Genomic DNA, 11,049 nt, shown 5'->3' on the forward strand with positions numbered 1-11,049 from the left:
CTGATTAACATTTCACTGATTAGTAAGCGGCTTCCATTTGTTCGCGCATAGCATCAACCAAACTGGCGGTTTCAGGTCGAATTTGCCGCCACAGATAAAAAGCTTCTGCAGCTTGGCCAACCAACATTCCAAGACCATCGGCACCATCGGCACCGCGCTCATGGGCCCACTGTAAAAACACCGTGCGTTCTTTGCCGTACATCATGTCGTAGCACCATGTATCAGCGTTTATTAATTCATCTTTTAATGGTGGTAAACTGCCAGACAAGCTCGCCGAAGTACCATTGATAATAATATCAAAAGGGCCTTCTAACGCTTCGAAAGACGAAGCTAAACAATCAAATTGATCAGCCAATAATTGTGCTTTCTCGACTGTACGATTCGCAATGGTGACAGATTCTGGGTTCTCAGCTAAAACAGGTTCAAGTACACCACGAACTGCGCCACCAGCGCCCAGTAGAAGAATGCGTTTATCCGTTAAACTCTGACCATGATTATGGATAATGTCGCGAACCATACCGATTCCGTCTGTATTGTCGCCGAACAGGTCGCCATTTTTACCCATTAGCAAAGTATTCACCGCACCGGCTTGTTTTGCCCGTTGGCTTAAAATATCGCACATAGCGTATGCGCGTTCTTTAAACGGCACCGTAATATTCAGACCTTTTCCGTCTTTTTCAAAAAAGTCTCTGACTTGGTTTTCAAATTCAACCTCGTCACCAAGTAAGGTCGAATACACCAAGGCTTGATTTGTCAGCGTAGCAAAGTGCGCATGAATACTAGGTGATTTACTGTGAGCAATCGGATTTCCAACAACAGCGTATTGATCCAAAATTTATCCTCTTCGTTGTTCTTCAATTAGCGAGCAATAAGCCAATCTTTCGACGTTAGGTAATACTCGGTTAATTTCGCTTCTTCGCTACCCACTTCGACCTGATATTCATATGTCCAACGCACTTCTGGCGGCAATGACATCAAAATAGATTCAGTGCGGCCCAAACCGCTTTGTAGACCAAAGTGCGTACCACGGTCAAATACCAAGTTAAACTCTACATAACGTCCACGACGATGCAATTGGAAGTCGCGTTGTTGCTCAGTGAATGGCAAATCTTTACGACGCTCTAAAATCGGCAAATAGGCTTTAGTAAAAGTATTGCCCACTGATTGCATCATTCCGAAACAATGCTCAAAACTGCCTTCATTAAAATCATCATAGAACAAACCACCAACACCACGTGGTTCGCCACGGTGTTTTAAGTAGAAATATTCGTCACACCACTTTTTAAAGCGCGAATAATAGCCTTCACCAAATGGTTCAACAGCATCATAAGACGCTTGATGCCAATGGATACAATCTTCATCGAAACCATAATAAGGTGTCAGATCAAAACCACCACCAAACCACCAAACTGGTGCCATACCGTCTTTATAAACGATAAACAAACGTACATTGGCATGGGAAGTGGGCGCCATAGGGTTGTTCGGATGAATCACCAAAGACACGCCCATGGCTTCGAATCGACCACCAGCCAACTCAGGACGATCAACTGTCGCAGAAGGAGGTAGGTTATCACCCATGACATGAGAGAAGTTCACACCGCCTTTTTCAATAACCTCACCACCTGCGATAACACGAGTACGTCCGCCTCCGCCATTAGGTCGGTCCCAAGCGTCTTCTTTGAAGCGAGCTGTCGGTTCAACGGTTTCTAATGTAGAGCAAATATGATCTTGAAGAGACAGGAGATAGTCTTTTACGGCTTGAACATCGAAGTTCGTTACCGTAGCGGGTGAGCTTGCTGACATGAAATACTCCATCTTGTCGTAGCTTTAAAAACAAAACAAATAAAAACGGCCTAATCATTTAGGCCGTAGTTTATAACACTGAAAGAACATTTGTCGCGAAGGAACTTGTTAATAGAAGAGAGCCATTAATAAAGATCTGAACCATCAGGACGCGTTCGTAAAAGATTTAGTACCCACATATATTGCTCAGGATGCTTAGATATCATCGCCTCAAGAGCTTGGTTCATAATGAGTGCATCGGTCTCTTCACTTCCACTAGGGAAATTTTCCAAGGGAGGTGAGATGAAAAGTTCGTATTTACCTAATTCTGCATTATATGCTGGCAACATCGGAACAACCTTCGCATCAGTAAGGCTGGCCAATCGACCCAAGCCCTTCATTGTCGCCTTGTTGGACGCAAAAAAAGGCGTAAAAACGGAATGCTGGGCACCCAAATCTTCATCTGGTAAGTAATACCCAAGATAGCCTTCTTTAACTGATTTCATAAAAGGCTTAATACCTGCACTTCGGCAATACACGCGCGCACCATACCGAACCCGCTGAAGATGGATCAACCAATTAAAAATAGGGTTTTTCTGAGTACGTATCATAGCAACGGTTTTATGACCTTTCGCAGTCAACATCACCCCAGCATAATCAATCGCCCAGCAGTGCGGCACCAGAGCAATCACATTCTGGTCACTTCTTAGCAGAGGAAATAAATGCTCTTCTCCAAAAATGACACAGCGATTTTCACAATGACGCTTGCTACGCACAATTAACTCACCATAGGCAATAAAATATTGGGCGGCGGTTTGAAAGCTTTTTTTAAGCAGAGTTTCTCTCTCTTCTAGCGTTTTGTCAGGAAAACAATGCTCTAAGTTCACCCTTGCTCTTTTTAATGCGCGACTCTTTGTATTAAGCAATCGACCAGCAATCCAACTCGCTAGCTTATCGCGCCAGCGCAAGGGGAAAAAAGCAATAAGCAACGAGACCAAGACACTAAACCATGTCAGCCAAAAGCGTGGGTGAAGAAACCGCCACTCAAAAGTAGGGTTATATGTATGCTTGTCGCCGTTGCTCATTCAGAGAGTATTCGCATAAATTGTGAAAACAACATGATACCTCAAACACTGTATATTGTTATATGCCCTGCTTTTAATTATTGAATGTACACGTTTTACTGGCAGCGAGCCTTCCAATCTGATAAAGCTCGATCAAAAAAATCAGGCTGATCCGTGCCTTGCACTAAAATGGAAGCACCATGTAAACAAGCTAATAGCTGACTGGCTTGTATCAATCCCAAATCTTCATCGATCTGATCTAAACGCACAAATACCTGCGAAAGCCAGTCTAAAATAAGCTGATAAAACGCTGCTAATTCGATACAAACAGCTTCTGGCAAAATAGCTTTATTCGATGTCAGCATAGTGCATAAGCTCATATCACGCTGATCCACTATCTTGGCTTTGAAGCCCTTGATAAAACCATTTAACAAAATTTTAGGGGAAAACTTTTCATCTTTAGGGTTAGGCAATAGCTCGGAAAAGTCACTGGTATAACGCACCATAACAGCCGATACCAAGTCACCTTTGGTCGGGTAGTGATAGTGAACACTCGCACTCTTTATCCCTACTGCTTCAGCAATGTCTCGAAAACTAAACGAACTGTAACCGCCTTGAATAATAAAACGCTCGGCAGCATCCAGAATTTTGGTTTTGGTATCGTTTTTCTCAACGGTCATGAATGTGTCTCATCGTCATGTTATCTATCTAGTGATAGGTATTTTATTGACCAAGCCTAAATACTCAAGTTATATTGCATCTATCTAGTGATAGGTAGAATGCCTTTTCGCTTCATTGAACGATCTGAGGAGAATAATGTGATGTACGATCTAGTGATTTTGGGTAGTGGGCCTGGTGGCTATGCTGCCGCATTTCGAGCAGCGGATTTAGGATTGAACGTGGCCATGATAGAACGCCATGACACCTTGGGCGGCGTTTGTCTGAACGTTGGCTGTATTCCGTCCAAAGCTTTGCTACATGTGGCGGGCAAAATCCTTATGGCCGAAGAACCGGCTCATGGCGTGCAATTTGCCAAACCAACCATCAATCTAGACGACATCCGCCACCACAGACAATCCACCGTAGACACATTAACTGGCGGCCTGACAATGATGGCCAAGGGAAGAAAAGTCACCGTTATTCATGGGGAAGGCAAGTTTGATTCGACCAGCTCAATCACCGTCACCAAAGATGGACAGTCACAACTAGTCGATTTTAAAAACGCTATCATCGCCGTCGGTTCTCGTGCGATTAAATTGCCGTTTGTGCCTTATGACGATCCACGAATTTTAGACTCCACTAGCGCGCTGCAGCTTGAACGTATTCCAGAGCACTTATTGGTACTCGGTGGCGGCATTATCGGCGTAGAAATGGCGACCGTTTACCAATCTCTTGGCGCAAAAATTACCGTCGCGGAACTTGGCGAGCAAATCATGACCGGCGCCGACAAAGATCTGGTACAAGTCTTCGAGCAAGTGAACAAAGACCGCATGAGCTTTTTGACAAAAACACAAGTGACTAACATAGAAGCGACCCCAGAAACCTTGAACGTCACCATGCAAGACAAAGACGGTGAGCGTAAGCTCGCCGTAGACTCAGTACTCGTCGCTGTGGGTCGCTCGCCTAATGGCAAAACCGCGGGTATTTCCGACATTGGCGTCAAATTAGACGATCGTGGTTTTGTATTGACCAATGACAAGTGCCAAACATCTGTACCCAATATTTACGCTATTGGCGACGTTACCCATGGTCCTATGCTGGCACACAAAGCCTCGCACCAAGGCCACACGGCCGCGGAAGTGGTCGCTGGTCATAAAGTCGACTTCCAACCACTCGCCATTCCCTCTATTGCTTACACTTTTCCAGAAGTCGCTTGGGTTGGCTTAACCGAAACAGAAGCGAAAAAGCAGAACATGGCCGTGAAAACGGCAGTATTTCCTTGGACAGCCAGCGGACGTGCCATCGCTTCTGGCGTTACCCAAGGTAAAACCAAACTCATCTATGACGACACAACAGAACGCGTCTTGGGTGCTGGTGTTGTGGGTGCTCACGCTGGGGAATTGCTCGGCGAACTGACACTCGCCATAGAATTAGGCGCGACACTGGAAGACATAGCCTTAACCATCCACGCCCACCCAAGCCTGCACGAATCCGTCGGCTTAGCTGCAGAACTAGGCGCAGGAACGATTACCGACTTGCCGAACAAGAAAGCGAAAAGAGCGTAATAGTCTTACTCAAGACATAGCTAGCGCCTCAATAAAGCAGCTATAATAAAAACGTGAATCATAAGGATGTGAGGAATATATGAGTCCATCGGTATATAGGGAAAATGGTTTTAAATTTTTCTTTTTCTCCAATGAAGAAGAAAGAATGCACGTCCATATCGTTGGACATGATGGTGAAGCAAAATTCTGGATAGCCCCTGAAATTGCTCTTGCAAAGAGCTACAATCTTTCGGTAAAAGAGCTTTCTAAATTAGAAAAAAGCGTTGAGGAGCATAAAGATGAAATCATCGCCGCTTGGCAAAAACACTTCGGTTGAAGTATTAGGATTAACGCCTAATGGGCTTTGGCTATTAACTCAAGGAGAAGAATATTTCTTGAGTTACAAAGAATTCCCTTGGTTTGAAAACGCGCCCGTCAAAGCCGTTTTTAATGTTGAAAAACAAGGGGAGAGTGGTTTCTGCTGGCCTGATTTAGATGTGGACTTATCTCTTGACGGTATTAAGCACCCTGAGAAATACCCTCTGAAAGCAAAGCACTAAGATAGGGATGATGGTATGGATATTATTAAAAACGATGACGAACTAGACGCAGTTGTTTTGCGCATGCGTAGTCTTCGTGGCGCTAAGCCCAATACCCCAGAAGGCGATGAAATGGAAAATTTAGCCGCTCTTGCTGAAGCCTACGAAGAAAAGTATCACACCATCGATCCACCAACCCCAACAGAAGCCATCAAATTTCGTATGGAGCAAATGCATAACACTTTTTATAACTAGAAGTGATAAAAAATTCTTATACCCGAGATCAACTCACATACACGATATGTTGCTCGTCATCATAATTAAAATTGAGAACAATCTGGATTTGGCTTTCTTCGAGGTGCAACTTAGAAACCAGATCAAATGTACCTTTTTCGGCTTTTTCCGCAAGCGCTTTTAATTGCTTTTCCAGCATTACCCAAGCGATACCATCCCTTGATTCATCGAAATTATTACCCGCTCTAGAAGCCATCCTTAGCCAACGGAAATAGACTAATGAATTCGCTTTGAGATCCACACTATCGCCGCTATCTGTTTCTATATAGCTAAGCCCACATTGAGAGAACTGTTGTTTTAAATACGCTTTCCACTGCTGCATAAACTGTTCTAAATAGGACAAAAATTACTCCATAAAACTTCTAATTCACATTAATTCTGACAGTAGTTATCAAAAACTATTAGAACTCAATATTTCTCTGGCTCACTAAAAATATGCGATATCTCACCATATCCATGAATCTCAGGCTTCTTTAAAAGTTCGTCAATGAAGAGTAATTGATTAGCAGGTGAAATTTCTTGCATTACCGTATAGAACTCGGAATTGAACTGTCGAATATAAGCAACACGCTCATTCTCTGACACCTCAAATTTAGTACTTTTATCAAGGAAATCAGCTAACTCAAAGATATTGGCTAAATAGGGACGTAAGACTTCCCAAACAACTCGAAGATTTTCGTTAGAGATTTTTTGATCATTCTGGAGTGAATTAGGTTTGACACATCTACTGAGTTTTTTATAACTACATTCTATAGCTCCAAGGCGCCCCTTAAAGCAATCAACATGTCCCGCAACAAATTTCTTTTCACCTTGCTCTGTGGCTTTTGTCAAAAGACGCACAAATTCATTCCTAAAAATGATTTGTTTTTCTAACCCCAACTGCTCATTAAGTTTGTTTAGCTGATCTTGTTGAGAAGCCATTGCTTTGTGGCTTTGCCACCAAACAAAAAGAATACTGGCAGCTGAAAATAAAGGACCAAGAACACCACCAAAATAGGAACCAAACTCTGACCAATTCTTCCCTTGATCTGAAAACCCTGCCCCTACGTGATCTACATAAAGCCACCAAAAGAAAATCATCACCAATACTGTAATTACGAATACGCCAAAAAATAGGCTTTTAGGAGAAATGTTAGATGATTTCTCACCTTTGCTAATGTCACCCATTCAATCCATCCTCAATAATAGATAAATCTCTTATCTTTTTGGTTCTCTTTGATTTTTTAGTAAGAGAAACCGCAATACTAACCTAAAAAAAACCATATTTATGGATGAATTGCGCGGGATATCGCATTTCCACTAAGTCAGATAATTTGTTGACTACTTTTTGCACTAGGTATATTTTGGATACAAAATCCATTATCGCCAATAGATATTAAATTCCTTCAATTTCTTAGAAAGGTATCGAATTATGAGCAATGACGTTTTTGATGTAAGTGTTTTCAACGGCATCATGCCGGCGTTGATGACGCCTTGTAAGTCGGATCGCACGCCAGATTTCGATGCCTTGGTGAAGAAGGGCAAAGAAATGATCGCGGCGGGGATGTCGGCGGTGGTGTATTGCGGTTCCATGGGCGATTGGCCTTTGTTGACGGATGCCGAGCGTATGGAAGGCGTGGAGCGTTTAGTTAACGCGGGCATTCCTGTTGTCGTCGGCACAGGGGCGATTAATACCAAATCCGCTGTGGCGTTGGCAGCTCATGCAGAGAAAGTCGGTGCAGCAGGCTTGATGGTGATTCCTCGCGTGCTGTCTCGTGGTTCGGTGATTACCGCACAGAAGCACCATTTCAAAGCGATTCTTGCTGCAGCACCATCGATTCCAGCGATTATCTACAACAGCCCTGTGTATGGTTTTGAAACCCGTGCGGATTTGTTTTTTGCATTGCGAGCGGAGCACAAAAATCTAGTAGGTTTTAAAGAGTTTGGCAGTAAAGAAGCGTTGCGCTATGCCGCGGAAAACATTACATCTCAAGACGATGATGTTTTGTTAATGATTGGTGTGGATACGGCGGTTTATCATGGCTTCGTCAAATGTGGCGCGGTTGGTGCGATTACTGGTATTGGTACGGCGCTACCGAAAGAAGTTTTGTTGCTAGCGAACTTATGCAAGCTCGCTGCGAAAGGCAATGCGGAAGCTCGAGTTCGTGCCCAAGAATTAGAAGAAGCCTTTTCTGTTTTAGCCAGTTTCGATGAAGGGCCTGAACTGGTTCTGTTTTTCAAATATTTGCTTGTTTTAAACGGTGAAGAAGAGTATCGATTACACTTCAACGAAACGGATGAGCTTAATGCCGCACAGCGTCGTTACTGTGAAGATCAGTATGCGCTCTTCAAAGACTGGTTTGCGGATTGGGCAAAACAAGGTGGAGTAATAGATACATGCAAGTAATAGACAGTCATACGGAAGGTGAACCAACCCGCGTTATTGTGTCTGGTGGGCCAGATTTAGGTTCTGGTTCTTTGGCTGAACGCGCCAAGATTTTAGCCACGGAACATAAGGATTTTTATCGCTCTGTAGTATCAGAACCCTATGGGCAAGAAGCCATGGTCGGCGTGATACTGGTTGAACCAGTTGATCCTGAATGTGTGGCGGGGGTGATTTATTTCGACGCCGCTGCGGTCATCGGCATGTGTGGTCACGGCACCATTGGCGTGGCCGCAACGTTGGCTCACATGGGCAAAATAGGCATTGGTACCCACAAGATTGAAACGCCAGTTGGCGTAGTAGAGGTGACCTTGTCCGATGCGAATACAGTTACGGTGAAAAACGTTGCCAGCCGTCGTTTACAGAAAGATGTTCGCCTTGAGATCGACGGTGTAGGTACAGTTTCTGGCGATATTGCTTATGGCGGGAATTGGTTCTTTATTGTCGATAAAAGCCCTGTTCCTGTGATTCCAAGCAACATTCGTAACCTAACCGAAGTCTCGATCAAAATTCGCGAAGCCATTGAAACAAAGCAATTAACAGGTACAGATGGTGGCATCATTGATCACGTTGTTCTTTATGGGCCAGCACTTAGTAAAAATGGCCACAGCCGCAACTTCGTTCTGTGTCCTGACAACGCCTATGATCGATCACCTTGCGGCACAGGCAGTTCAGCACGCTTGGCTTGCCTAGCAGCGGATAATCGCCTTGCTCCAAGCGAAGAAATCATTCAAGAAAGCACCATTGGTAGTAGTTATCGTTTGAGCTATCAGCCTTCAACAAGCGATACGATTATTCCTAACATTACCGGACAAGCGTTTATCACCAAAGAAGCAACCTTGATGATGAACCCCAGCGACCCGTTAAAAAATGGTATTAAACTGTCTTAGCGATGGATAGCTAGACTTCAAATAATTGGTTAGAAATAATTGGTGAACCCAAAATGGACATGACAAAAAATCAGGATGTGATTGTTATTGGAGCAGGGATTATCGGCATTAGTATTGCGCTAAAACTGCAATCTGAAGGCCGACAAGTGCTGGTATTGGATCGGAAAGGTGTTGCTGCAGAAACGTCGTCCGGCAATGCAGGAGCGTTTGCCTTTGCGGATGTGATTCCTCTCGCCACGCCAGGCATTATGCGCAAAGCACCAAAGTGGTTGATCGACCCCCTCGGCCCTTTGTCATTGCGTCCCGCTTACGCGTTGAAAATTCTCCCTTGGATGCTGCGTTTCTGGCGTGCCAGCTGGCAAGACAAATATCAAGCAGCGTTGGCGGCACAAGCCAGTTTGATGGATTTTTCTAAAGCAGCACTGGAACGTCAAATTCAAGCAGTAAATGGCGAAGCTATGATTCGTCGAGAAGGGCAGTTACAACTTTACGAAGGTGAAGCAGAATTCAATGCCAGTCTTGCTGGTTGGCAAACGCGACAACAACATGGCGTAATCTATGAATTTTTACTCAGTCCAGACGCTATCGCCAAAGTCCAGCCCGGCATTCACCCCCGATTTACCCATGCAGCCTTTACTCCGGAGTGGAAAAACGTCTGCGACCCTGCCGAATGGACTAAACATTTAGCTGAAGAATTTGAAAAACTTGGCGGTAGAATTGCCATTGCATCGATTGATTCCATTGAATTGAATAGCGATAGAGTAACCTTAAAAAGCGATGCGGCCGACTATGAAACAAGCCAAGTTGTTCTAGCTGCAGGGGCTTGGTCAAAAACTTTAGCGCGATCTATTGGTGACAGTTTGCCATTAGATACGGAACGAGGATACAACACGACCTTGCCAGCTGGCGCATTCAATTTGAAAACACACATAACCTTTAGTAATCACGGTTTTGTAGTGACAAAAATAGGCGAGGGTATTCGTGTTGGTGGTGCGGTTGAGTTAGGTGGCTTGAACTTAGAACCCAACTATCAACGAGCTAACGTCTTACTAGAAAAAGCAGCTAATTTCTTACCCGGTTTAAAAGTTAACGGAGGTAAACAGTGGATGGGCTTTCGTCCTTCTATGCCAGACAGCCTTCCGGTAATCAGTTATTCCAGTCGATCTCAACGGGTGATTTACGCTTTTGGACATGGACATTTAGGACTGACTCAATCCGCAGGAACCGCAGAATTAGTCGCGGCGCTTGCCAATACTCAGGCTCCAGATATTGACCTTACGCCATTTTCAGCCACTCGGTTTTAACCACTTCTAAAGTTTTTTATAGGTCGTGCTTTAGCGCGTCAAGGACTTGAATTTGGTGTTATCAGATTTTTTGACGGCCTAAAGGCCGACCTACATGTGATTGGTTGTTATCATTTTTTGTAGGTCGTGCTTTAGCGCGTCAGGGACTTGGATTTGGTGTTATCAGATTTTTTGACGGCCTGAAGGCCGACCTACATGTGATTGGTTTTTATCATTTTTTGTAGATACCATCTCTCCTAATCAGCCTCAAGTTTTTATTTAACTAACTTGAGGCTGATATTCTGTTTGATTCTTAACAACACCAAAACATATTTGTGACAACTTTCTCATCGCTGCACCTAGCGCCTGCATTTTTGTTTTGCCTTGTTTTAGTAATCTCGTTTTCTGCGCTTTTATATCGGTATTATGTTGCCCAGCTACGATTGCGGCCATATACAACTTCGCTCTGATATAGCCTGGCCCTTCCTTACTCAAGGTTGTTTTTCCTGCCCGTTTACCAGATTCGTTGTGCTTGGGGATCAAGCCTAAATAAGAAGCCAGCTGTTTCGCG

At 44.1% G+C, this 11,049-nt stretch carries 14 protein-coding genes; 7 read left to right on the plus strand and 7 right to left on the minus strand.

Features of this window, described 5'->3' with window-relative positions; genetic code table 11:
* Positions 1-19: 19 nt before the first annotated feature.
* The 4 genes from aroE to BUA59_RS05375 all read right to left on the minus strand — a co-directional run bounded on the left by aroE (position 20) and on the right by BUA59_RS05375 (position 3,526).
* The gene (gene aroE / locus BUA59_RS05360) at positions 20-832 is read right to left on the minus strand and encodes a shikimate dehydrogenase (RefSeq protein WP_072838692.1); all 813 of its coding nucleotides are present in this window, start codon (positions 830-832) and stop codon (positions 20-22) included.
* A gap of 26 nt (positions 833-858) precedes the next feature.
* On the minus strand, positions 859-1,803 hold the full coding sequence (hemF, locus tag BUA59_RS05365) for an oxygen-dependent coproporphyrinogen oxidase (RefSeq protein ID WP_072838693.1): 945 nt from the start codon (positions 1,801-1,803) through the stop codon (positions 859-861).
* Between the two features lie 125 nt (positions 1,804-1,928).
* A complete protein-coding gene (lpxM, locus tag BUA59_RS05370) occupies positions 1,929-2,867 on the minus strand; it encodes a lauroyl-Kdo(2)-lipid IV(A) myristoyltransferase (RefSeq protein ID WP_072838694.1) in 939 nt (312 codons plus the stop codon).
* Between the two features lie 95 nt (positions 2,868-2,962).
* Entirely contained in the window at positions 2,963-3,526 is a 564-nt protein-coding gene (locus tag BUA59_RS05375; RefSeq protein WP_072838695.1) for a TetR/AcrR family transcriptional regulator, read from the minus strand.
* 141 nt (positions 3,527-3,667) lie between these two features.
* Here BUA59_RS05375 and lpdA point away from each other — a divergent pair, with 141 nt between their 5' ends.
* From lpdA to BUA59_RS05395, 4 genes are all read left to right on the plus strand, one after another.
* A complete protein-coding gene (gene lpdA, locus BUA59_RS05380; protein ID WP_072838696.1) occupies positions 3,668-5,071 on the plus strand; it encodes a dihydrolipoyl dehydrogenase in 1,404 nt (467 codons plus the stop codon).
* A gap of 79 nt (positions 5,072-5,150) precedes the next feature.
* On the plus strand, positions 5,151-5,387 hold the full coding sequence (locus tag BUA59_RS05385; protein WP_072838697.1) for a DUF4160 domain-containing protein: 237 nt from the start codon (positions 5,151-5,153) through the stop codon (positions 5,385-5,387).
* A complete protein-coding gene (locus BUA59_RS05390; RefSeq protein ID WP_048813848.1) occupies positions 5,350-5,610 on the plus strand; it encodes a DUF2442 domain-containing protein in 261 nt (86 codons plus the stop codon). Before BUA59_RS05385 ends, BUA59_RS05390 begins: the two co-directional genes overlap by 38 nt.
* 15 nt (positions 5,611-5,625) lie before the next feature.
* On the plus strand, positions 5,626-5,844 hold the full coding sequence (locus BUA59_RS05395) for a hypothetical protein (RefSeq protein ID WP_072838698.1): 219 nt from the start codon (positions 5,626-5,628) through the stop codon (positions 5,842-5,844).
* A gap of 28 nt (positions 5,845-5,872) precedes the next feature.
* Here BUA59_RS05395 and BUA59_RS05400 read toward each other — a convergent pair whose 3' ends face one another.
* The gene (locus BUA59_RS05400; protein ID WP_084122193.1) at positions 5,873-6,226 is read right to left on the minus strand and encodes a hypothetical protein; all 354 of its coding nucleotides are present in this window, start codon (positions 6,224-6,226) and stop codon (positions 5,873-5,875) included.
* A gap of 65 nt (positions 6,227-6,291) precedes the next feature.
* Positions 6,292-7,050, minus strand: a complete 759-nt coding sequence (locus BUA59_RS05405; protein WP_072838700.1) for a hypothetical protein — start codon at positions 7,048-7,050, stop codon at positions 6,292-6,294.
* Between the two features lie 244 nt (positions 7,051-7,294).
* Here BUA59_RS05405 and BUA59_RS05410 point away from each other — a divergent pair, with 244 nt between their 5' ends.
* The 3 genes from BUA59_RS05410 to BUA59_RS05420 are packed head-to-tail and all read left to right on the plus strand — an operon-like array spanning position 7,295 to position 10,499.
* Entirely contained in the window at positions 7,295-8,269 is a 975-nt protein-coding gene (locus BUA59_RS05410; RefSeq protein ID WP_072838701.1) for a dihydrodipicolinate synthase family protein, read from the plus strand.
* A complete protein-coding gene (locus BUA59_RS05415; RefSeq protein WP_072838702.1) occupies positions 8,260-9,195 on the plus strand; it encodes a 4-hydroxyproline epimerase in 936 nt (311 codons plus the stop codon). The genes BUA59_RS05410 and BUA59_RS05415 overlap by 10 nt, the downstream gene beginning before the upstream one ends.
* A 53-nt stretch (positions 9,196-9,248) precedes the next feature.
* Positions 9,249-10,499: an NAD(P)/FAD-dependent oxidoreductase gene (locus BUA59_RS05420; protein WP_072838703.1), complete on the plus strand. Its 1,251-nt coding sequence runs from the start codon at positions 9,249-9,251 to the stop codon at positions 10,497-10,499.
* 258 nt (positions 10,500-10,757) lie between these two features.
* On the opposite strand, the gene BUA59_RS05425 is transcribed toward BUA59_RS05420, so the two are convergent.
* On the minus strand, positions 10,758-11,049 hold a 292-nt coding region (locus tag BUA59_RS05425), incomplete at its 5' end, for a transposase (protein ID WP_139248839.1).

The sequence above is a fragment of the Marinomonas polaris DSM 16579 genome (assembly GCF_900129155.1).
Lineage (GTDB): Bacteria > Pseudomonadota > Gammaproteobacteria > Pseudomonadales > Marinomonadaceae > Marinomonas > Marinomonas polaris.